The following is a 23107-nucleotide window of genomic DNA, read 5'->3' as shown; positions in this document are numbered from 1 at the left end:
GTTTCAAGGCGCGTCAGCCACCCGCCACCGGGGCCACCACATCCACCAGATCCCCTGCGCTCACTTTGGTTTGCGCGTAAGCGGAGCGCGGCACGAACTCGCCATTGATGGCGACGGCGAAACCTACGCCCGCGTAGCCGCATGCCTGTAGCACTTCAGATAGGGCGTCGTCGCGCACCTGGGTAGGTTCGCCATTCAACGTAATTTCGATTTCAGGCGGCATATTGTTTCTCGCTGTGAAATTGGTCCAGCACCTGCCCGACCACCACCGGCCCCAACAGATAGCCATGGCGATACAAACCGTTGGCGCAGATCAGTCCCGGCTCTCGCTTCACCCTGGGCAGGTTATCCGGCAACGCCGGACGACAGTTGACGCTGGTCTCCACTACCCTCGCCTCCGCGAATGCCGGATTCAGCGCATACAGAGCGCTGCTCAGCTCCAGTGTGGATTGCAAACTGATCGGCGACATATCCGCGCTTTCAATTTCCGTGGCGCCGATAATGATCTGACCGTTCAAGCGTGGGACCGCATATAACTTGTAGCGGGGATGCATCAGACGAACAGGGCGATTCAGTCTAACTTCGGAGGTTTCAATGATCATGACCTCACCGCGCACGCCGCGCAGTCCCGTCATATTGCGACTGGCGCCTAGGCCGCGTACGTCGATGACCCAGTCAAAACGCTCGCTGCCGCTGCTCCAATGCATACGGTGGGCGGAGCACTCCACCAGCGTGTTAGAAATCAGGCGAACGCCGCCTTGTCGCAGCGCGGCGAGCAGCGCGTTGAGCAACAGGCGACTGTTTACGTCGGCTTCCGAAGGCAGGTAAAGGCCCTGCTCAAAATGATCCGCCAGCCCCGGCTCCAACCTGGCGACGCCCTCTCGATCCAGCCATTGCAAGGCTTCGTCGGCGGGAAGTTTGGCGTTGAGGTCACGCTGAAACTGCGCTAGCTCCGCCTTATCCAGCGGGTGCGCCACCACCACCGAGCCCGCCTGACGATAGCTGGCCGACATACCGGTCTGACGCTCCAGCTCGGCGATCCATCGGGGCCAGATATCCAGGCTGCGCATGCCCATGTGGTACACCTCTGGCTCTGCGGACACCAGCTCGCTCAGAGGAGAAATCATGCCCGCCGCGGTCCAGCAGGCGCCGCCGGGCCGCTCGAAGTCTCCAGCGTCAAACAGAGTGACCTCATGGTTCATCAGCGCCAGCCGCCAGGCGCACAAGCGCCCGAGCAGACCGCCGCCAGCGATGCCGATACGCAGCTTAGATTTCATGATACAGACGCCGCCCCGCGTCTTTGTACTTCTGCGACATCTCCTGCATGCCCTGCTCCGCTTCCTGCTGCGACGCGCCCTCAGCCTGCGCCTTCTCCGCCTCCAGTTTGGCGGAATAATCGCGTACATCCTGAGTGATTTTCATGGAGCAGAATTTGGGTCCGCACATGGAGCAGAAGTGCGCCAGTTTATGACCTTCTTTGGGTAGGGTTTCGTCGTGATACGCACGGGCGGTGTCCGGGTCCAGAGCGATATTGAACTGATCTTCCCAGCGAAATTCGAAACGCGCCTTGGACATGGCGTTATCCCGCAGCTGCGACCCCGGGTGGCCTTTCGCCAGGTCCGCCGCATGGGCGGCGATCTTGTAGGCGATCAGCCCTTGTTTGACGTCGTCCTTGTTGGGCAGCCCCAGATGCTCTTTGGGAGTCACGTAACACAGCATGGCGCAACCGTACCAGCCGATCATGGCGGCACCGATGCCGGAGCTGAAGTGGTCGTAACCCGGAGAAATATCCGTGATCAGCGGCCCCAGTGTGTAGAAGGGCGCTTCTTTGCAGTGCTTGAGCTGCTCTTCCATGTTTTCCTTGATCATGTGCATGGGCACATGGCCGGGGCCTTCAATGATGGTCTGCACGTCGTGCTTCCAGGCGATCTCGGTGAGTTCGCCCAATGTGCGCAGCTCACTGAATTGCGCCTCGTCATTGGCGTCGGCGATACAGCCGGGACGCAGTCCGTCTCCCAGCGAAAAGCTGACGTCATAGGCTTTCATGATCTCGCAGATTTCCTCGAAATGGGTGTAGAGGAAATTTTCCTTGTGATGCGCCAGACACCACTTCGCCATGATGGAGCCGCCGCGCGAGACGATGCCGGTCAGACGCTTGGCGGTCATGGGCACATAACGCAACAGCACGCCGGCGTGAATGGTGAAGTAATCCACCCCCTGCTCCGCCTGCTCAATCAGGGTGTCGCGGAACACTTCCCAATTGAGGTCTTCAGCGACGCCGTCGACTTTCTCCAGCGCCTGATAAATCGGCACTGTGCCGATAGGAACCGGGCTGTTGCGGATGATCCACTCACGAGTTTCGTGAATATTTTTACCCGTGGATAAATCCATCACCGTATCCGCGCCCCAACGGGTCGCCCACACCAGCTTCTCCACCTCTTCTTCGATAGACGAGGTCACAGCAGAATTGCCGATATTGGCGTTTACTTTCACATGAAAATTGCGGCCGATGATCATCGGCTCCGCTTCCGGGTGATTGATGTTACAGGGAATCACCGCCCGTCCCGCCGCCACTTCCTGACGTACGAACTCCGGGGTGATGTAACGGGGCGTGTTGGCGCCAAAGTTCATGCCGGGATGCTGGCTGCGCATGGCGTTCTCGATTTCCGCCTGCTCCAGAGCCAGATTTTCACGGATGGCGATGTATTCCATCTCCGGCGTAATAATGCCTTTACGGGCGTAATGCAGCTGGCTGACGTTGCCTCCGGCGCGCGCCTTACGGGGAGCGTGACGATGTTCGAAACGCAGATTGTCCAGGGACAGATTTTGCTCCCGGCTTTTGGCGTAAAACGAAGACGAGCCATGAAGATGTTCCGTGTCGCCGCGCTCATTGATCCAAGCTTCGCGCATGCGTGGCAAACCGCGTCGCACGTCGATCTCGACAGCGGGGTCCGTGTAGGGACCGGAAGTATCATATACCCGCAGCGGTGGGTTCTGTTCCGTAGCGCCATCCTGCAAAGGCGTCGGCGTCAGCGTGATTTCGCGCATCGCCACCCGGATGTCGGGACGACTGCCTTCAGCATAGATTTTTTGGGAAGCGGGAAACGGTTGCGTGGACAGCGCATCCACCTGCGCCGACTCACTGAGTTTGCTGATTTTATTGATATCGATTGTGCCGCCCACAGTACTCTCCTAGTTGGTTGTATGGGGTAGCACCAGGGAGGAGAGAGGGCATCAACGTCTTGGTCTGCAATCGGGCCCGCGTCACAATGATGGAGCGCCGCTAAGAACTTTTGATGAACTACTTGTTTCCTACGCTGGTACTAACCAGATCAGGTTCTACGGGCCCCACTGTTGTGGTCTCAGCCTGTTACTCCAGGCACCCCGACAAGATGTGCCGATTAGTTTAGGCTTGGTGGCGGGTGGATGGCAAGTGGACGTGACCCAACACGCGTTAGGGAGAGAAGTCGTTCCATCGACTAAAAATAATATTTAAATACGGCTTCTACGCCATCACTGGAATAAGAACTGCTCCAACGCCGCTCATAGTCAAGAATGATTGCATAGTCATCGCCAATGAACTTTGACTGCTTCAGATTGAAAGAGTGGTAGGCCTCGCCTGAGTCAAGCTGATTCCATACTGTCTGATAAGAGATGATGGATTTCATGTCGTATACTTCATTGATGATCATTCCTGCTTCTGGATTGAGGTACAAATAAGAAGTTCCATCTCCAAACCCGTACCCGCCCATCGCAAGGAAGTAAACGCTCATATCTCTGTCTAAGGCAAAGGTCATTCCGAGACCTCCGCTGATATTGGCTGCGCTATGTCGACGTATATGTTCGTCATAATGCTGCTCCAGCCCAACTTCCAGGCGGCCAGACAGGCCTCCCGTGAAGCTATCCCAAGGGATCAGAGATGAGACTGAATATAACTGAAACCTATCCAGTTTAACTTTCCCATCTTCAGGCGAGACCAGGAAAGAAAGATCCCCGAGCTTCAGTTCATTTTCACTGAAAAACTGCCGATTATCGTCTTCGATGCCATGAGATGCAGGCAAAAAGCCTACTCTAATGAATGCCTCATCATCGATTAACGCTAAACCGCTATACAACTGGCTGTCCTTTGGCGTTTTTACAGGGTTCTTATATTCCGAAATATCTATTTCGTAGACTTCCTCTTGCCTCGCTTTTCTCTGCTCCACTTTATCCGTTAGATTACGCCAAGAGCGCGCATCAATTAGGTCTGTTTCATGCAGGTAATCAGTGTAATAACCAGCAAGCTGAAGCATAAGAAAATCTTGCTCTGGGTTATCCGAATCAGGAAGGTCATTAATTTCATTATGCTCAACTGACTTCTTGACGCTATCGGCCACGCTACGAGGAAGACTCTCCTCCAGCATGCGAATTTTCCATCGGTTTGACGGCAATACTGAAACGTGGTCAATAATTCCCGCCTGATGCGCCTGCTTCACTACATCAAGCGGCGTCATCCATAGACCATCCATGTTCAATACGCTGGGATCAATAAAAGAAACCATAAAACTGGTTAGCGTTGCGCAGTTATAGTCGTGAAAAAAGTAATCCAGTTTTGTCTGCTTTAATTCCCATATGTGGTACTGAATTAATTTCCTTTGGAACTCAGTTGAATCCAGGCGATACTCCCAGACATTTCTCTGTTCACGCCTGAGATACTGATCCAGCTTGTCAGAGTATGGCGTCAGCGCAAAATAACCAGGTTTACCCACCACCAGGCTATCAAACATTATTTTAGGAACGTTAACGCCTTTCACTTCAGTAAAAAAGGAAACGCCATGCTCGACTATGCGCCCTTCTTCATTCTTTCCGGAAATCTTTAGCAATATATGTCCCATCATACTTGATGGCTGCGACAGATTTTCAGATGAATAGACCAGATCTATATCATCAATTGGAGCGCGACTAATATATTCTTTCAGGTCAAAACAATTTTCTAAATTAGCAGTATCTATCGACAGTTTCTCGCCAAGCCAATAGTAGCGAGCAGGAAAGCGGCATATTGCCTGACTATCTCCTGAACTATTCAATAAATAGTTTATTGTAAGTACAAGCTCGTTCTTAGGATTAAAGTCTGATCCAGACAAGATGAAAGATTGATCATGAACTTTCGTATTATCATCTTGAAAGTGGATTAGCGACTTCCAGGCAGGGTCCTGATAAAGCTCTTTTTCTAAGGCGAGGTCAACCACCTCTTTAACAGACGCGGCGAATACAGATGATGCTAAAAAAAGGGAAGCGATTAAGCCTCCCTTAAAAGTATTTTTCATCGCGAAAAATAATTATTTACAGCTAACAGTGATTGAGTCTTGGTATTTCCACATTTTCTCAGTTGAGTAGTCAGTGGTGGAACCAAAAGCGCCGCCAGACAGAACATTCACGAAAAATACCGGATCTACACTTTTAGTCATCACGGTTTCTTTGGCGCAATCAGATGAGTCCACAACGATGACTTTGTCTCTGTTCGCACGCTTTACTTCAACAACGCCAGGACCTTCAAAAGGAACGCCGTCGATAGTACCGGAGAACTTCTCTCCGCTCGTGGACAATACATTAACTTTCTGAGTGTCTTCGTTCAGGATAGATGCGCAACCTGCTGAGAAAACCATTGAGGTAAGAGCGATTGCCTTTACTGCCTTAACTAACATTTTAATTCCTCTAAAACTTTTCTTTTTCCTAACCCCATTTAAAAGGGGCGGGCAGTATACATAACTTGCTTTTTGGGGAATAGGTTAAGTTCTCACCTTTAAGCATCAGCTTTGTATATGTTTAGTTAATTCATTGATTTAAAGATGCATTTTATCGGCCAATCAGGCTTACCAAGCCCGCTTTTCGGCATTTCCGGTTAGTCGCTTTTCCTTAAACCAAAACACCGATTCTCTTGTGCTTTTTCCTGCTTTATTTTCTTAAAAGCAATGTTTATTGCCAATAAAAATTGAATTTAACAGGCTTTTGAGGAAACATGAGATGAATCCGACGCGGGCTGAGTTGAAAATTTCTGTCGCCAAATTGATTGAAACGGCTTATTCGACGGACAAGGGACTGACGGCGAAGATTGTGCGCAGTCAGGGGCCGTTCAAGCTGGCGGTGGATCAGGATGGCAAGGCGACGCTGTCTGGTTCGGCGGGAGTGTTAACCTTCAGCGGAGACCCAGCATTGAAGGCGATTGGCGCCAAGGTGAAATGGGTGAGCATTGCGTTCGCCAATGGCGAAGGGAATCTGATCAAGTACAACGCCACATTCTCGATAGGACTTATCAGTATCACCGTAGGCGGCAGTTTTGACCTTGAGGCGTTAATTACTTCCTGCTCAGGTCTGTTGTGCCGCGCCGCCAAAGCCATGCAGCAACGTAATCACGCCTACGACGAACAACTACGGAACATCATGGGGAACTGAGCATGAAAATCTGGGGACTGATTCTATGTCTGCTGGCAACAGGATGCGCATCCGTTGGTGAGCTCGATCCCTTGTATCCGAATTATCGCCTGTACGCGGAGGCCGTCGACGCCAACGCGCTGAGCGCAGACTATCCGCTGTACTTTTCCCGGCGGGTCGTGGACCAGGTGGCGGGCGATCAGGCGGCGTTCGCACAGTTAGGATTCAAAGCCTACATGCTGCGGGAGCACTCCCATTCCGCCGCGGTTGGAGAGGATAGCGGCTGCCTGACGGTCAATGGCTACGGCATCGGCGGAGAGCCGTTAACGTTTTATCTGGCTTATGTGCAGGAAGGCGCCGAGTGGCTGATTGATGACGTGAATGTGGTGTTTCTTGAGCCGGAACAGGCATTCGGCGCTACCGCCAAATGCCCTGAGGAAACCCGCGTTAATGTGAAGAAATAGTCTGTTTTTATCGCCTGACTAACGGCCTCTCTCGTTTTTAAAACGGAGAGGCCAGTCGCAGCTCCGTATTCTATTCAGAGCGCATTGGCGAAAAAGACATTACCGTACCGCCAAAATGAATTGACATATAACGCGGCAACTCCAGGCGGTACTGGCCTCTCTTGAGTACGCCAAGTAAATCTTCGTTGTAATAATACGAGGAGCTGGGCATGATCAACCGACCCACTTTATTCCATGCGCCCGCTTCATCCAAATCATAAACTTTAAGATCGTAAATATACTCGGGACTATCGGCGATCAATACTTCCTCTTCACCATCGTCGTCCAGGTCCACAGTTAAGGCGAAACACAATTGTTCCCGGCACAACTCTGGCTCTATGCTACGCTCAAACGCCGCCTTATCGGCTACGCCTTCGTTAAGCCATTCCACACCAGCCTGCTTCGAGTAAAGTTCCGCCAGGCGCTGTTTTTGCTCCCAGTCATAGTAATACTGGGCGCTCTCAAGCACGTCCAACCGTTGCGCCAAGACTGTCGCTTCCGCCTCTGACAACGCCCCTTCCTTTTCCGTCAACGCCCTGATTTGCGCCAGCTTCTCTTCGCCTGATCGGCCCAGATGATAGCGAAACAATCCAAGATCGATGTCTTCCACAGAGATTTCACCGGCTTTCAGTCTGGCGAACTGATTGCTGGCGCTCACTTCCTGAGGGTTCAGCCAGGGCGTCAGCGTAAGCAGCGCCACCCACACTGCGGAGAGAATGATCGGGGTATTCACCGAGTTCAGCATCGCCCGCCAGGAGGTGCGTTTCGCCAAAAAGATAACGCTATAACTTAGCGTCAGGGCCAAAGCGAACACCACAAACAACGCGGAATAGTAACGGTCTGGAGTCAGACCATATTGTTCGATACGCTGATAGAGCGAGTACCCGGCCAACAGCGCGAATATAGGCAACAAGCCCACCAATACATAAATCCCCGCCCGTAGCCATTGTGGATACGGATTACGTTCACCGCCGCAGAGCGCCGCTCCATTCAATGACACCACCGCCACCAGAATCATCGCCAGCAGCATGGGTGTGGAACGGCCAGTACTCCAGATCAACTCCAGACCCACAATCGGCAGGGTGACAGCGAAGGCGATCATGAACGCCGCCACTGGCGGCAGAATCGCGCGACATACGGTGGCGATCAGCCCGCTCAGCATGCTCAATAAATTTGGGTAGCGACACCCCAGACTGATGCCCAAGGCGAAAATGATCGCCGAGGCGGTCCATCCCACTGGAGGAGACTCAACAAAGCGGCCCGGCCCCCTAATTCCCAGGATATCGAACAAAGAAGCGCCCAGCATTGCAACCAACCAGTAGATGCCCACCAATAGCCCAGCAAACGCCAGAATAAACAGGTTTTCCCAATACTTGCGATACAGCTCCACACTGAGAATATCGCTCATAAAGCTCTGATTCTTCTGAAAATCACATTGAACAAAGGGCAGCAGCGCAAATAGCAGCGGCACGATTGTCACCCACCATGAGGTCACCAAACCTGAGGAGCCCTCGTAGCTACCGCCCTCTGGTTTGAAGGTGTTGGCGATTAACCAGATTGCGGACAACCCGATAGCGACAGCAATGCCCGCCGCCAGCGCCCAATTCGGGGCGCTCCTGCGTGTTCTGGCGGTAAACAAAAATGCGCCGGCGAAGACAAAAACGAAGGTTATCGCGACAGCCACGGCCTTCTGGGCCATAAGACCGTCCGGCCAATGCTCGGCGCCCAGCCAGGCGGCCACGCCCGTCGCTATACCAGCGAACAAAGTGGAGTAAAAGGGAAAACGAGTTTCTTGAGGGGTCATAATGTCCACGGCCAAATAAAATCTGAATCAGGATAAAGCGCCAGCATACACAGCAATACTGACTTTCGAGAGGTGGGATTATGGCGAATTATGGCGCCGCTACTTCATCCTCGGGGAGACGAATCGGAATTCGACGCCCTGTTAAAGTTTAAGGCATAAAGGCGCGTAGCAAAGCGGGCTTCATTTCTTCCTTAAAGCGCTTATTAAGCTTCAAATCTGATGTGATAATCCGCATGAAACGCCCATATTTTTCTTCCACTTTCGCACCGTAATAAAACACGACCAAAGGCGCGTCATCCTCGTCATTGTATGCATTGTAGTAGGAATAGACCGTGTCTCTATCGTTACCCCACTCTCCTTCCATAACAGGCTTGCCCAAATAGGTGAAATTCTGACTGACCGCCTCTTTGAACCAATCTTCTATCGCGGCGCCTTCTAGCTCCACCATGGGCGAGAAGACCACTCTGAAGATTTCACCCTCTTTTAGTTCCTTCGGAACATAGTAACGCTCTTCGTTGAGACTGATCTGCATACGCCATTCATAGGGTAACTTCTCCGCCGGGCCTGATTTACGCATCGGAAACAGCGTTCCCCCCAAGAAAGGCTGCGTGCGGTCGTCATAACAAAAGCCGAAAAGGCTTCTGTTCGTTTCGCCATTATCGTAGGTCAGTTCCATGGCGTACCCATTCAAGCTGTATCGACCACGGTTATTGGAACCATCATTGCGTTTTTTCTGAGATGTGACGCCAACGCCAGGAGAGTTGCCACTGACAATTGAACTATCTCCGGTGTCGTCACTGTATGATGCGGCGTAAACACTGGTTCCTGTCGTCATGGAAGACATCATCCCGCTTGAGAACAGACTGGAGTAACCTTTCGAGAAGCCGCCGGCGCCGAGAAAAGTCCAACTGTTGGTATAGGAGCTACCTCCCCCAATCATGCCCATATTCACCATCGTGGTTTTCGAAATATAGCGATTCAGACGTTCGCCCATTCGCGCCGGCGCCAAATGTCGCCCCTTAGATAATGAACTCCACTCCTTCTTGCTGGCGGGAATTTTCACTTTATAGCTCTCTCCGCCGTCATCCTTCCAAATCCCCCAGCTATTGGAGTATTCCTCGCGAGACTTGGCGACGTCCAGATCTTCCGGCGGCACGGTCAGCCCTTTATAGGCAGTGCCATCTTTGAGTAACAGAATCACGTAGTCGTCGTAGGTGTCATCAATTCTGTTTTCAGTGAAGTCGCATACCAACGCCTCATATTTGTCAGGCAGCGAATACTCTGGCGCGGCGGCGTTATCGATGCGTTTTATTTCCGGTGGGGCGGCTTGGGTAGCGGGTTTGGCTGGAGGAGCCATGGGGGTTACACCAGATGTTGTTGTTTCAACCGGCGCGTTAGGCGCCGCCTGCGAGATCGCAACGCCCTTCAGGCGCTGCGGCAGCGTCTCTTTGATTACCTGCTGCATACCACTGGCGTAACGGGACACCAGCGTCGTCACGTCTGAAGATAAGATGCGCAGATACACTGCTTTGCCTTGTCCAAAGAACCCCATGTAATGCGCATAACGGAGTACGCCATCCTGCCTTTGCAGCGCATAGGTCGCCGTCAATACGCCGCCATTATTCCGCCTGGGTTCCGGCGCCGCCAATACTTCGCCCCACTTGCTGGCGTCCAGATCGATGCGCTTTTTGAACCACTGCGGATATTCGCTTTGTGGGAGCGTTTCCGCCAGGGCGACAAACATCCGGTAGTCTTCCTCAGCAGTTAAATCACCGGGTATAAATATCTCTTCCCCGTCTTCGACCAGGACAGACCAACCGTCTGGAGCGGCATGGCCGATAGATGCGAGAGGCATGAACGACAGCGCAAAGACAAACACCAGCAACCTACGTACAGTTTCGACGAAGCATGATGATTGCAATTTTCTAACCTCTGGCGACTATTGGCGAAAAGCTTCCTTGAGAGCTGGCTGCAGTTCCTTGGCATAACGTTCCGCCATGGCGGCGTCAGAGACTACGAGGCGGACGAAACGCCCGAATCGACTGCGAGTCTTCATGCCGTAATACAACACATAAAGATCTCCGCCATTTTCCTTAAACGCGTTGTAGTACTGGTGAAGTCCCTGTTGGCTTTTCCAATTAGACGCGAGTAGCGGATCACCGAGATACGAGAGGTTTTCCGTCACGGTCTCTTTGAACCAGTCCTCCATCGAGCGCCCGTTTAATTCCACTTTCGGAGAGATCACCAGACGGAAAACTTCTCCTTCCTTGAGATCGCCGGGGACATAAAACTGGTCCTCATTTTCAGTGATCACCATTTTCCAGTCGACTGGCAAATCACGCTCGGCTTCAGACTCCTTCATCCAATACATCGTCCCCCCCAGGAACGGATCGGTACGGTCGCCGTGGCAAAATCCAAACAGCATGCGTTGTTTTTCGCCGTTATCGAAACTCAGATTCATGGCGTAGCCGTTCAGTTGATAGGCGCCCCGGTTTTTAGCGCCGTCTTTGTTGCCTCTGGTTGTAGAAGTCACCATCCCCAGCGCGATCCCGCCGGCCACAGAGCTATCGCCATGCTCGTCGCTTTTGCTGGAGGCGTATACACTCGTGCCGGTCAAGGCTGACGCCGCTCCCCCCCGAGCCATGCAGGCTGGATGAACCTTTGGTGAAGCGCCCTGAGCCGTGAAAGGTCCAACTGTTGGTGTACACGCTGCTGGTGGGGGAGATACCCGCCATACCATGCGCGTTCATGATGTAGATGTAACGGTTCAGTCGTTCCCCAATCCGCGCCGGCTCCAGAAGAGCGCTGCGCTTAAGCTCGCGCCAGTCGCCGCCGACCTTAACCTTGTAACCATCGCCGCTCTTCTTCCATACGCCCCAGTTTTTCGGATCTTCTTTGCGCGCTTTGGCGACGCCGAAATCTTCCGGTGGAACCGTCAAACGCTTGTAAGCGCTACCATCCTTAAATAACAGATAAACAAAGTTATCCACTTTGTAGTTGGAGTTGGAGATGCCCGTTGTGTAATCACACACCAGCGCCTCGTAGGTATTGGGCAAAGAGTAGCGAGGCAACGCGCCGTTATCGACTTTTTGAATATTCGTTTTTGGGGTTACATCCGTACTTTTAGTTGATGCAGGAAGGCTCTGGGCAGACTTCTGCGTGGTCACAGGCTGAGCCGGAGTCGCAGCGCCTGACTGACTGGCGACGCCCTTGAGCCGTAGCGGCAGATTTTCCTTCATTACCTGCTGCATGCCTGCGCTGTAGCGGGAAACTAATTTAGCGCCGTCTGAAGCGAAAATGCGCATGTATACCGCCTTCCCCTTACCGTAAAACGCCATATAGTGGACGAATCGCGCCTTACCCTCAGTCTGCATCATCACGGTAGAGCTAAGTACGCCGCCTTTACTTTCTTTGACCGCCAACGTGTCGATAACCTCGCCCAGCTTGCCGCCGTCTTCTTTCAGCACACGTTCGAACCAACCCCGATATTTACTTTGCGGCACATCTTCCGCCACGGAAATAAACAGGCGGTATTCTTCGTCCGCTTTCAGATCGCCAGGAATGAACAGCTCTTCGCCGTTTTCCACTAGCACGTTCCATCCATCCGGCGCCGCCAGAGCGGAAAGGGAGAGCAGGAATGCGAGCATTACGGCGCTGCGTCTGGCGATGCGCAATATCCATCGCGGGAGGAGTCGAGGTTTCATTAGATGGGCGTCCTCAGTAGCGGTTATTGGGTGCTTTATTGAAGCATAATAAGTACTTACAAACTTCTGGGGGAAACCCTTGGTGGCGGGGCGTAAAGGGCGTCGCAGTGGGTTTGTCCGCGGCGGGGTGCTATGATCCAGCAACATCGCGTGACAGTTTTATAAGGACCCAGCAGATATGAAGACCGTTCTGAGCGTAAACCTCAACAAGATCGCCCTGATCCGCAATTCCAGAGGGCGCGATTATCCCAGCGTGAAGGCGTTCGGACGCCGCGCGTTGCAGGCGGGCGCCGGTGGGGTCACCATTCATCCACGACCGGATCAACGTCACGCCCGCTACAGCGATATCGCTGAACTGAGCGAGCTGGTGAAGGAGTTCGGAGAAGCAGAACTGAACATTGAAGGTTACCCGGAAGAAGAGCTGATTGAGTATGTGCTGCGCTACAAGCCGCACCAATTTACCTTAGTCCCGGACAAGCCTGATCAAATCACTTCCGATCACGGCTGGGATCTGCGCCAGGACAATGCGTTTGTCACGGATATCGTTAACAGAGTGCAGGCGGCCGGCGTACGCGTCAGCCTCTTCATGGACCCTGACGAAGAGCAGATCAAACTGGCCCACGCCACCGGCGCCAAGCGCATTGAGCTATACACCGAAGAATACGCCCACGCTTATGGCGCGCCGCAATTCGAAGCCGTCGCCGCCAAGTATCTGGCCTGCGCTCAGTACGCCGTGTCACTGGGGCTGACGGTGAACGCCGGACATGACCTTAATCTGGAAAATCTGGCGCCGCTGGTGGCGCAAGGCACGATTGCGGAGGTGTCCATCGGCCATGCGTTAACGGTGGAAGCGCTGGAAATGGGCTTTGATCAGGTTATTCAGAAATACGTCGATATTCTTTCCTAACCCCACAGGTCTGGCGTCCATGGATAAAGCGTTGAAGTCGAAAAGCAAATTCCTCAGCTTGGTGTTGCGGCATCAGCCGGAACTGATCCAGCTTCCTCTGGACGCCAATGGCTGGGCGGATATAGCGGTTTTACTGGCGGGCGCCGCCCGTCAGGGCGTGCATATCAGTTTTCAGGACGTGCTGGAAATCGTCGTCACCAATGACAAACAGCGCTTCGCCCTGTCCGAGGACAAACGACGCATTCGCGCCAGTCAGGGGCATTCCATCGACGTGGATTTGCAGTTGACGCCCGTGGCGCCGCCGGATGTGTTGTATCACGGCTCCGCCACGCGATTCGCAGACGCTATCCTGGCGACGGGATTACAGCCCGGCCAGCGTCGTCATGTGCATTTGAGCGCAGACGTGGAGACAGCACATAAAGTGGGAAGCCGACACGGCAAACCCGTGATTTTTCGCATCGACGCCAGAGCGTTGTCTCAGGCGGGGCATGGGTTCTACCTCTCCGCCAACCAAGTCTGGCTCACCGACGCAGTGCCGCCACAGTTTCTGAGCCTGCTCAACGCTTCACCGCAAGGCTAATCCGGCTCTTTACCCGCCTGCTCCAACACTCTGTCGAACAGCTCCGACATATAGGGGTCGAACCACTCGCGGATGTCTTCCAGATTATCTTCGATGATGATGGGAATCACGGTGCTGAACAGATCCAGCAGAATTACGGCGTTCACGGAAGAATCCGCTTCCGACGCAGCACGCAGGCGTTTGGATATGCATAGATTCAATTGGTGCAGATTGCGGTAAATTGTCTTCAGTCCGCGCAGAGTCAAATCCACATCCCGACCTTCCGCAGACCGGAAATACTGCGCCAGCAGATACATGCCCGCGGCGCGAAACACGGTGTCCTGCTCCGTCGCCATCGGCAGATGCAGGCGCGCCATGGGTCGGAAGAAGTCCAGATGCGGACAGCCGCTGGTGGACATCAGCAGGCCAATCAGAGCGCTCAAGCCTTTCTGCGCCGAGGTATGCTGGCTGATTTTCTTGTCCCCTATCGCCACCTCAAGATCCACCTGCTCGTAAGACATAATATCCTGGCAGCGCTGCACCACCTCCACTAGGCTTAAAGCCGCCGGACAGTGAGGATGGTACATGGAGTCGAGTGGACAATGGGGGCATTTATGACAATCCAGTTGAGTCCACTCTGGAAAGTCTTTTATATTTCGATCAAGAACTTCTACATTGTTCTCATCGAGCGTGATTTCAAAATTTTCGCTGCGCGACTTATCGAGCTTGAACCGATATCCGATTTTGATGGGTTCCATTTCCGGCCGCCTTTAATTGCCGTCAGACCCTCTCAGTATAGTTGCCCTGCCTGGGGTGAGCGCGACAACAGGACGGAAAAAACGAAGCAACCACAGATAAACGCTGGCGCGCTATAGATAACAAGGAGAATAAAGCATGACGGAATACCTGATATTCCTGGCCATTGTCGCCACCGCTATCGCCAGCCCTGGGCCGGCGGTATTTCTGGCGGTGAAAAACGGCGCCAAATACGGCCTTAAAGGCGCCAGCGTCAGCATCACTGGCAACGTCACCGCCGTATTGTTGCTGGCGGCGGTCTCCGCCCTGGGGCTGGGGTCCGCGATACTGGCTTCCGCCACCCTGTTCACTATCATCAAGGTTCTCGGCGGACTCTATTTGATCTACCTTGGCGTAAAAGCCTGGCGCAGCACAGGCGCTTTGCCCATCGACGCGGACGGCGAAGTCTCAACCCTGACATACAGCCGCTGGGAGCTGTATCGAGAAGGCTTTTTGACAGGCATCAGCAATCCCAAGGCCATCGCATTTTTCACCGCGCTGTTTCCCCAATTCATTGATGTATCCAAGCCCTTTATTCAACAGTTCCCGCCCCTGGCGCTGACTTTCGCCGTGTGTTCATTCGGTTTCCTGTCTTTTTACGCCGCCTTATCCACCCGGCTCCGCGCCTATTTGCGCAAAGAAAAAATCATGAATCGCTTCAACAAAATCACCGGTGGCGTATTCATCAGTTTCGGCCTGGTGATGGCTGGCTCCAGCCGCTAAAGCCAGCCAATCCTTATCAATTAAAGAGGTAACCGACGATGGAATTTGGTTTGCAGGACAAGACCGTCATGGTGGCCGCCGCCAGCTCCGGCCTGGGCTTCGCGATCGCCATGGAATGCGCGCGTCAGGGCGCTCGCTTATCCATTATGAGTCGATCACAGGAAGGCATAGACGCGGCGGCGGAAAAAATCCGCGCCGCCACCGGCGCCAAGGTGCTGGCGATGTCCGTGAACGCCAAAGATGCCTCCGCCATCAGCGCCTGGGCGCAACGCACCGCCGATGAACTGGGAGCCCCACAGGGATTGGTGGTAAACGCCGGCGGCCCGCCGGCGGGGCAATTCGACGATTTTGACGACGTCGCCTGGAGCGACGCTTTTGAACTGACCCTGATGAGCAGCGTGCGTATGGTGCGCGCGGTTCTGCCCGCCATGCGCGGACAGGGCAAAGGCAGCATTCTCAGCATCACCTCATCTTCAGTGAAAGAGCCCATCGACATGCTGTTGTTGTCCAACGTCATGCGCTCCGGGGTGACCAGCCTGATGAAGAGTTTATCCCGTAGCCTCGCGAGCGAAGGCATTCGCGTCAATAATCTGATTCCCGGCCGCATCGATACGCCTCGGGTGCAATCCCTGGACGCCACCGCCGCGGCGAAAAAAGGCGTATCGGTGGAACAACAGCGCGACGCTTCCGCCTCCAGCATCCCCCTGGGCCGTTACGGCAGCCCGGAGGAATTCGCCAATGCAGCGGTATTTCTGCTGTCCGACGCCGCCAGCTACATCACCGGGGCGTCATTGGTCGTGGACGGTGGAACCATGAAGACGCTGTTCTAGCGTCTCTCATGAAGCGGCGGCTAGAACTGCACGTTCATCGCGCCGCATAAAAACTCCACCAAAGGTCCCGCCGCCGCAAAACCGGCGGCGACCTGTTTATGGAAGTCTTTCTCCATAGCCGCATCCACAGGGCATTGCGTCATGGCGAAAAAGCTCTTGCGCTTGATGTCCTCAATATGGGGAGCGTCGGCGTCAAAGCCTTTCGGCGGCCGCGTGAGCCCATCTCCGGTTACGCCGCCATGCACTTTCTTCAGTTTCTTGTCCGCCAACACCTTTTCCCAGGCGCTCGGCTTATCGCGAATACGCTCGCGAATCTTCAACAGCTCCTGCGACTCCGGCATCCAGATACCGCCGCCGAAGAAAATTTCGTCTGTCGCCAGATGCACATAAAAACCAGGCGTATGCACATTCTTGTATTGTTGATGCCGGAATTGCGCAGCGGCGTGGGTTTTGTAGGGCGTCTTGTCTTTGGAGAAACGGGTGTCCCGGTAGATACGAAAGATCGAGCCGCCGTTCAATCGCGGGTCCGCTACAAAATAGGGAGAGACTTTCATCAACTCCGGCGCCATGGCCTCAATAAAGCGCACTAGCGGCTGCTGCACCTCCTGTTTGAAGCGCGCTTTGTTCTCTTCAAACCATTCCTTGTTGTTATTTGCCTGCAACTGCTGAAAAAACTTAAAAAAGTCCGGTGAAAATCCAGAAAATTCCGCCATGGTAACGCCGCCTCCTTCTTTGCGAGTGCTCGCCTGAATTCGAAGTACAAAAGCATAAACCCATGTTTATAGCAGGAAAGTTCCCGCTTCGACTATGACGAATATAGCAAGTGGATAAATCGCCGCGATCCCCACGACCGCGGCGCGCCTTTACACTTTTGATAAGCGTTACTGGCAAGAAGCCGCGTAGATTTCCTGCGCCCATCCCGGGTTATCAATGAACGGGTTGCGGTTGCCCTGGCGTTCATAAATACGCTGGTTGCGGCGTTTCTCCCAGGCGTCCACCGGGTCCTGGTTGTGCCATTGCAACAGCTGACACAGCTTGCCCAGTTTGGGATCGTTGGTCCCCGTACCAGAATAATTGACGAGCTGCAGATTCGGCGTACCGCTCTCATCACCACCTTCATAACGCACGTCCATGTAGAAAATCATGCGCGCCACATCGCCTTTTACTGCATCTCTGGGCTCAAAGCTGTCGGCGTCGGTCTTGTTCTCCGGGGCTTCGCCAATCGCGCTGCCTCCCAGGTCAAAGTCTTTGTTGCCGCGTGCGCTGTTTATGGAAACATCCGCCGGCCGCAGATGATGGATGTCCGTATGCGCGTATTGGCTACTGCTGCTGAAACCATGACTCTTCGGCCATACGTGCTCCCGATTCCAGGCGTCGCCGGAATTGGACTGGCCGGCATTGTCGTCCTTGTCGATGGAGCGACCGGAATAGAGCAGCATGACATGGCTGCTGTCGTCAGGGTCTTCATCGGTGTACTTAAGAGCGTCCCAAACCTGGGAGTAACTCATCGCCGTATGGTTACGCAAAATCCCATTAAGCGCGGATTTCAGCGCCGCCCCGGTTTTCCCCATCGCGGAAGAGTAATAACCGTCGACATCGTCATTTCCATCATCGCCACCGCTGTCGGCGCTGTAGCTCATACGCAGGCTGAGCCCGCTGTAATCACTGTAACCGCTCACCATCACGTGATAATCCCCTGCGGCGGGGCCTTTGAATTCACAGGTTTCGTTGTTGCCGCCCGCATAGGGGCGACAGTCATAAACGGAGGAGGTCGGCGCCGCGCCGAAACGCACGAACAAATCCGCATCGCCTTTACCGCCGGACTGTTCGAATTTGAGGCTGACGGCGCCGGCGGGAACGCTGCCGACATAGAACGTCTTCGAGCCCGCCGCGCCCGCCAGTCCTGTTTTAGCCACGCCATTGACGAGCGTCCCAGTCGAGGAAGAGTCATCGCCGGGGCCTTGATCAGATCCATCGCATCCGGCGTCAAGATCGCCCACGCCCGGGGCGCCCACTGTGGCCGCGGCGACCCAGTCCTGCTGAGTGTCCGTGTCAGCGCTGGCGAAACGCATCAGAGACACATTCTGCGCATTCAAATACCACTGGGACACCGCCCCTTCCCAGGCCACCATGTCCACTTCCTGGGAGCCTTTCATCAGTTTGACGAAGTCCCCGGAATTGCCCAGGCTCAGAGACATCCCGGAAAGCGTCGGATTCATCCCGAACAGGCCCTGGAATCCAGTAGAGTTCTTCGCCACGCTGACGTAGGCGCCGGCGCCAATCACGCCACTCAACGGATAAGCGCCGCCGTTGTCCTGCAAGCTGTAGTCCGCCAGATTGACGTTCTGGCAGGACGGATTGAATATCTCCACCCACTCTTGCGACGCATCATTATCAGGCGCGTCGTACAACACTTCACTGATCAACAATTCCCCATGAGAAGACGGGCAAATCATTTGCCCCATCGCCCCCAGCAGGATCATCCATACGTTCTTATTCATTTAACTGGCTCCAGGTTAGTAATGCCGGGCGTACAACTGGAATACCCTACGTGGCCGCTATGACAGCTTATGGTTATTTTTGTGACGATATTGATAGCCGGTTTCTGGGCAGCAAAGAATAGGCCGTACAGGTGAAATGGTAGACGTTATATGGACTAAGACTGCTAAGACAGAGAGTTACGGACAGCTTACGCGCACGCAAAAAGCGCGCAGGGGTGCGCTAAACCAGAAAAAACAAAAAAGGCAGAAAAGTCGGATATGAAGGAAAGAGAGAGTTAGGCGGAAGCCGCTTTACGGATGATCTCAGGATAACCGACGACCAATGCTTCGGGCTTATCCTGATAGAAGCCGCGCTCACGCAGCATCTGATGCATGCGAGGCAGGTTATAACCAGGGACAGTGGGCAACGCGTGATGCTCGCAGTGATAATTCACATAATGCGGCGCAAACAAGAGACGCTCCCACCAACGCGCCAGCGTGGTGCGCGTGGTGTCGCGCACATCATCGGAGGACAACGCCGGCATGGCCCCATGCTCGGCGACCTGACGCACGCGAATGATAAAGGGGTACGTGAATATATAGGCGACCCACCACAGCAGATAGACTTCCCAATGGCCCAACGCCACACACAAGCCCAAGAAGCCGCCGTGAACCAATAGCAGATGACTGAAATTACGCAGCGTGGTGCGACGCACCTCCGCCTTATCCGCCTGACGTGTCTGCACGCCCATGGATACCGCATTGCCGGGTCTGCCGGTATTCACATACAACAACAGCGCCAATGCATTCTTCAGCCCGGACTGCCCAGTGAAGTCACGAAAAATCTTACGTCGCATACTGGTTTTTGTGACCGGATAGCTGCGGATATTGCCTACGTCCGGATCATCATCCGTTCCGGTCTTAACGTGATGGATAAAGTGATATTTACGATAGAAAGGCAATGGCACCAGCACCGGCGCGCCAGCCAGCCAATGGCCCAACTGATCATTCAGCCACTGACTGCGAAACCAGGATCGGTGCGAACAATCATGCAGCAGAATGCCCAGCGCCAATTGCCGGTTGGCGAGCACGACAAGCGCCAGAATCAGAGTGAAAACATTAGGATAGAGGGCAAAAAGCGCGCTCACACCGACGATCAGCCCCCAAGTAGTCACGAAGCCCATCATGCCCCGAAAATTGGAGCCCTGTCTTAATTCTTGTTGTTCTTGTTTGGTGAGATAGCTGTCGAGTTTCATAGCTGTCGTCTAAAGTGTGAACGCAGATTCATACTATTAAGATTACCGACGCCGGAGAATGGCGTAATCTTCCAAACCATTGGCGAAAACGCTCAATAAATACTCATCCATAAAAAAACCGGCGCTGTTTCCAGCGCCGGTTTTCTCATTACTTTCAGATGATGTGATCGATGCGTCAGCTACCGATGCGGCCGCCGCCGGACTTATTGATCGCCACCACGGAAGGACGCGGCGGAAGATCGTTGCGGAAGTCAGGCCAACGGGTGGTGGGCTGATCGTAAGTACCTTCTTCCCCGGGGTGTTGCACCGAACAGAAGAAAGACTGATTGTCTGGAGTGAAGAACGGCCCGCACAGCTCCGCCTGTAAGGGCGTACGCAGGAAGTGTTTGGTCAGCGCGCGCGCTTCGCCGGACACCGCACAGGCCCATACGCCGTCAGCGACGCCGTCTTTGTAGGCGCCGTCAGTGGCGATCCAAAGGTTGCCGTGATTGTCGAAAGCGCAGTTGTCCGGGTCGGCGAACCAGCCGTTGGCGGAAATATCCGGGTGATATTTAGCGCCTTCCGTCTGCGGATTGCCCGCGACAATGAACATATCCCACATAAAGCGATCAGCAGTATGGTCGCCGTCCGGCGGCGTCATTTCGATGATATGGCCGGACTGGTTCTTGGCGCGCGGATTGGCGGCGTTGGTGTCGCCTTCCTTACGCTTGCTATTGTTGGTCAGCATGACGAACACCGAGCCTGTCTGCGGATTCACTTCCACATCTTCAGGGCGGTCCATGCGCGTCGCGCCGAGTAAATCCGCCGCCTTACGCATATCGATCAACACGTCGCCCTGATTACGGAAACCGTTGGCTGCCGTCAGCGGGCCCTGGCCGAACACCAGCGGACGCCAGGTCACCAGACCGCCGTCGGTGAACTCCGCCACGTAAAGGGTTCCTTCCTCCAGCAGGCGCATATTGGCGGCGCGATTGCTGGGGTCGTATTTGTTCTTACTCACAAACTTGTAGACATACTCGAAGCGTTGATCGTCGCCGGTGTAGGCCACCACTCGATTGTCCTTGTTCACAAAGACATTGCAGCCTTCATGTTTGCAACGGCCCAAAGCGGTGCGCTTTTGCGGCTTGGAGTCAGGATCGAACGGATCGATCTCCACCACCCAGCCCACATGCAGCGGCTCGTTGGGGCTTTTGGCCAGATTCCAGCGATCATAAAAGTTAGCCCAGGCGTATTCATGTTCGCCGGACAGGCCGAATCGCTTGTAGTTTTCCGCTTCTTTGGTTTTGGTCGGATCGCCTTTGAAATAGTTCTGCACGTTTTCTTCGGCGGTCAATACCGTGCCCCATGGCGTCACGCCCCCAGCGCAGTTGCCGTAGGTGCCCAGGGTTCTCGCGCCATCCTGGGAAATCGCGGTGCGCAAACGGTCGCTGCCGGCGGCGGGACCTGTCATACGCATTTCCGTTACCGGAGTAATGCGACGGTTGTATTTTGAGCCTTGAACCACCGCCCACTTGCCGTCGGTTTTCTTGATTTCAATGATGCTGAGGCCATGCGCCATCATGTCGATATCCGCCTGCGCCTTGCTCATCTGGTCGATCTTCGGCGAGCCGGGGAACATTAGCTCAGAAATAGTATATTCGTGGTTCACAGCCAGCAGGCCGTGATCCGAATTGTCGGAACCCAACGGCAATGACAGGAAACCAACGAAGTCGTTGTTGTAACCAAACTGCTTGGATTGCGCTTGCGCGCTCTGGTTACGGGGATCAAACGCCGGCGCATCCGCTAACACTTTATCGCCCCAGCTGATCAGGACGTCGTGTTCATAACCGGGCGCCACATGGAATGTTTCGTCCTGTCCGTGAGGCAGCTCTGTGAAAGTCAGCTCACCCTTGTCCGAGCCGGCCATGATTGCGCTGCAACCAGTCAGAGAAACGCCTGAAGCCGCCGCGCCTGCAGCGAAACCGCGCAGTACGCTACGACGGGAAGTCCGAGCCTGCAGGATGTCAAAGAAGCTCCGACCCTGCTCAGGACTGGAGGGAATGTCATCAGAGTCTTTTATTTCCCAACCATATTGAGGATGTTGTACAGTCATTTTTTATACCTTAACAGCGTTGATCCGACAGCACTTTTACTGCAAGTAAATGACAGTTTCGTGAACCACGCCTGTTCCGGCTAAAGATTTTCGTTAGGAAAGCAGTACCCAAAAACACGCATGCGCCTGCGCGGCGACAAGTCGCGGATCAACAGCTGATCAACAAGAAAAGGAGCTTTCCATGGAACAAAAGTTCATCCAGCTTTACGACGAATACACGCACTCCACCATGAGCCGCAGAACCTTCATTGACCGTCTGACCAGACTGGCTGGCGGAACCACTGCGGCCATGGCGCTTCTGCCCCTGCTGGAAAACAACTACGCGCGAGCGGAAACTATCGCCAAAGACGACGCGCGCATCAGCAGCGAATATGTCGAATACCCAGGCGGCGCCAGCGCAATCCGCGCTTATCTCGCCAAGCCCAACACCTCATCCGGACCGCTGCCCGGCGTAGTCATCATCCATGAGAATAAAGGCCTGCATCCGCATATCGAAGATGTGGCCAGACGCGCGGCTCTGGCGGGTTTCGTCGCCCTGGCCCCAGACGCCTTAACCCCGTTGGGCGGCACGCCGGACGATCAGGAAAAGGCCCGAGGTATGATCGCGCAGCTGGATGGAGAAAAAACCCGTATGGATTTCGAGGCGGCAGTGGCTTACGTCAAAAAGCACAAGGATTGTAACGGTAAGGTCGGCTGCATCGGTTTCTGCTGGGGCGGCGCTTTGGCCAACCAGTTGGCGGCTCACTCTCAGGATCTCGGCGCCGCCGTCGCCTTTTACGGCAGGCAGGTGAGCGCCGCTGACGCCGCCAGGATCAAAATCCCGCTGCAACTGCATTATGCGGGTCTGGATGACCGTATTAACCAGGGCATTCCCGACTATCGTGAAGCCCTGGACGCCGCTGGCGCGCGCTATGAGCTGCACATGTACGAGGGCGTCAATCATGCCTTTCATAATGACGCCAACGCCGCCCGCTATGACGCAAAAGCCGCTCAGTTAGCCTGGGAGCGCACCATCGCTTTCCTTAAACAGGCATTAGCCTGAC

At 54.3% G+C, this 23107-nt stretch carries 21 protein-coding genes and 1 riboswitch; of the genes, 7 read left to right on the top strand and 14 right to left on the bottom strand.

Features of this window, described 5'->3' with window-relative positions; all coding sequences use genetic code 11:
- Positions 1-13: 13 nt before the first annotated feature.
- The 5 genes from thiS to KP814_RS02920 all read right to left on the bottom strand — a co-directional run bounded on the left by thiS (position 14) and on the right by KP814_RS02920 (position 5684).
- On the bottom strand, positions 14-223 hold the full coding sequence (gene thiS, locus KP814_RS02940; RefSeq protein ID WP_216735350.1) for a sulfur carrier protein ThiS: 210 nt from the start codon (positions 221-223) through the stop codon (positions 14-16).
- Positions 213-1277 carry a glycine oxidase ThiO gene (thiO, locus tag KP814_RS02935; protein ID WP_216735349.1) on the bottom strand — a complete coding sequence of 355 codons (1065 nt, stop codon included), beginning with the start codon at positions 1275-1277 and terminating at the stop codon, positions 213-215. The genes thiS and thiO overlap by 11 nt, the downstream gene beginning before the upstream one ends.
- Positions 1267-3183 carry a phosphomethylpyrimidine synthase ThiC gene (gene thiC, locus KP814_RS02930; protein WP_371824025.1) on the bottom strand — a complete coding sequence of 639 codons (1917 nt, stop codon included), beginning with the start codon at positions 3181-3183 and terminating at the stop codon, positions 1267-1269. Before thiC ends, thiO begins: the two co-directional genes overlap by 11 nt.
- A gap of 109 nt (positions 3184-3292) precedes the next feature.
- A riboswitch (TPP riboswitch) is annotated at positions 3293-3397 on the bottom strand.
- An 82-nt stretch (positions 3398-3479) separates the two neighbouring features.
- Entirely contained in the window at positions 3480-5306 is a 1827-nt protein-coding gene (locus KP814_RS02925) for a DUF4105 domain-containing protein (protein ID WP_216735348.1), read from the bottom strand.
- 12 nt (positions 5307-5318) lie between these two features.
- Positions 5319-5684, bottom strand: coding sequence for a hypothetical protein (locus tag KP814_RS02920; RefSeq protein WP_216735347.1), 366 nt, complete (start codon positions 5682-5684; stop codon positions 5319-5321).
- Positions 5685-6003: 319 nt separating this feature from the next.
- Here KP814_RS02920 and KP814_RS02915 point away from each other — a divergent pair, with 319 nt between their 5' ends.
- Together KP814_RS02915 and KP814_RS02910 are read left to right on the top strand one after the other, a co-directional pair.
- Positions 6004-6432, top strand: coding sequence for a hypothetical protein (locus KP814_RS02915; protein WP_216735346.1), 429 nt, complete (start codon positions 6004-6006; stop codon positions 6430-6432).
- 2 nt (positions 6433-6434) lie between these two features.
- The gene (locus tag KP814_RS02910; RefSeq protein WP_216735345.1) at positions 6435-6875 is read left to right on the top strand and encodes a hypothetical protein; all 441 of its coding nucleotides are present in this window, start codon (positions 6435-6437) and stop codon (positions 6873-6875) included.
- A 70-nt stretch (positions 6876-6945) separates the two neighbouring features.
- Here KP814_RS02910 and KP814_RS02905 read toward each other — a convergent pair whose 3' ends face one another.
- The 4 genes from KP814_RS02905 to KP814_RS02890 form a co-directional block, all read right to left on the bottom strand.
- On the bottom strand, positions 6946-8718 hold the full coding sequence (locus KP814_RS02905; protein WP_216735344.1) for a DUF4153 domain-containing protein: 1773 nt from the start codon (positions 8716-8718) through the stop codon (positions 6946-6948).
- A 148-nt stretch (positions 8719-8866) separates the two neighbouring features.
- Positions 8867-10639: a hypothetical protein gene (locus KP814_RS02900; protein WP_216735343.1), complete on the bottom strand. Its 1773-nt coding sequence runs from the start codon at positions 10637-10639 to the stop codon at positions 8867-8869.
- 18 nt (positions 10640-10657) lie between these two features.
- The gene (locus KP814_RS02895; protein WP_216735342.1) at positions 10658-11335 is read right to left on the bottom strand and encodes a hypothetical protein; all 678 of its coding nucleotides are present in this window, start codon (positions 11333-11335) and stop codon (positions 10658-10660) included.
- Positions 11283-12422, bottom strand: a complete 1140-nt coding sequence (locus KP814_RS02890) for a hypothetical protein (protein ID WP_216735341.1) — start codon at positions 12420-12422, stop codon at positions 11283-11285. Before KP814_RS02890 ends, KP814_RS02895 begins: the two co-directional genes overlap by 53 nt.
- 178 nt (positions 12423-12600) lie before the next feature.
- Here KP814_RS02890 and KP814_RS02885 point away from each other — a divergent pair, with 178 nt between their 5' ends.
- Positions 12601-13329: a pyridoxine 5'-phosphate synthase gene (locus KP814_RS02885; RefSeq protein WP_216735340.1), complete on the top strand. Its 729-nt coding sequence runs from the start codon at positions 12601-12603 to the stop codon at positions 13327-13329.
- A gap of 19 nt (positions 13330-13348) precedes the next feature.
- On the top strand, positions 13349-13909 hold the full coding sequence (locus tag KP814_RS02880) for an RNA 2'-phosphotransferase (protein WP_216735339.1): 561 nt from the start codon (positions 13349-13351) through the stop codon (positions 13907-13909).
- On the opposite strand, the gene KP814_RS02875 is transcribed toward KP814_RS02880, so the two are convergent.
- Positions 13906-14646 (bottom strand): hypothetical protein, encoded by a 741-nt coding sequence (locus KP814_RS02875; protein WP_216735338.1) that lies wholly within the window; start codon positions 14644-14646, stop codon positions 13906-13908. The genes KP814_RS02880 and KP814_RS02875 overlap by 4 nt on opposite strands.
- A 136-nt stretch (positions 14647-14782) precedes the next feature.
- Between KP814_RS02875 and KP814_RS02870 the strand changes: the two genes are divergently transcribed.
- Both KP814_RS02870 and KP814_RS02865 read left to right on the top strand, forming a co-directional pair.
- Positions 14783-15406 (top strand): LysE family translocator, encoded by a 624-nt coding sequence (locus tag KP814_RS02870; protein WP_216735337.1) that lies wholly within the window; start codon positions 14783-14785, stop codon positions 15404-15406.
- Positions 15407-15444: 38 nt separating this feature from the next.
- Positions 15445-16236, top strand: a complete 792-nt coding sequence (locus KP814_RS02865; protein ID WP_216735336.1) for an SDR family oxidoreductase — start codon at positions 15445-15447, stop codon at positions 16234-16236.
- A 20-nt stretch (positions 16237-16256) separates the two neighbouring features.
- Here KP814_RS02865 and KP814_RS02860 read toward each other — a convergent pair whose 3' ends face one another.
- The 4 genes from KP814_RS02860 to KP814_RS02845 form a co-directional block, all read right to left on the bottom strand.
- Complete coding sequence (locus KP814_RS02860; RefSeq protein WP_216735335.1) at positions 16257-16949, bottom strand: DUF2461 domain-containing protein; 693 nt, start codon at positions 16947-16949, stop codon at positions 16257-16259.
- Between the two features lie 168 nt (positions 16950-17117).
- Positions 17118-18737 (bottom strand): endonuclease, encoded by a 1620-nt coding sequence (locus tag KP814_RS02855; protein ID WP_216735334.1) that lies wholly within the window; start codon positions 18735-18737, stop codon positions 17118-17120.
- Positions 18738-19012: 275 nt separating this feature from the next.
- A complete protein-coding gene (locus KP814_RS02850) occupies positions 19013-19972 on the bottom strand; it encodes a fatty acid desaturase family protein (RefSeq protein WP_216735333.1) in 960 nt (319 codons plus the stop codon).
- Between the two features lie 175 nt (positions 19973-20147).
- Positions 20148-22064, bottom strand: coding sequence for a PhoX family phosphatase (locus tag KP814_RS02845; protein WP_216735332.1), 1917 nt, complete (start codon positions 22062-22064; stop codon positions 20148-20150).
- 181 nt (positions 22065-22245) lie between these two features.
- Between KP814_RS02845 and KP814_RS02840 the strand changes: the two genes are divergently transcribed.
- Entirely contained in the window at positions 22246-23106 is an 861-nt protein-coding gene (locus KP814_RS02840) for a dienelactone hydrolase family protein (protein ID WP_216735331.1), read from the top strand.
- Position 23107 lies beyond the last annotated feature (1 nt).

The organism is Hahella sp. HN01 (assembly GCF_018986435.1).
Lineage (GTDB): Bacteria > Pseudomonadota > Gammaproteobacteria > Pseudomonadales > Oleiphilaceae > Hahella.
This window is presented reverse-complemented; position numbering and strand designations above follow the sequence as displayed.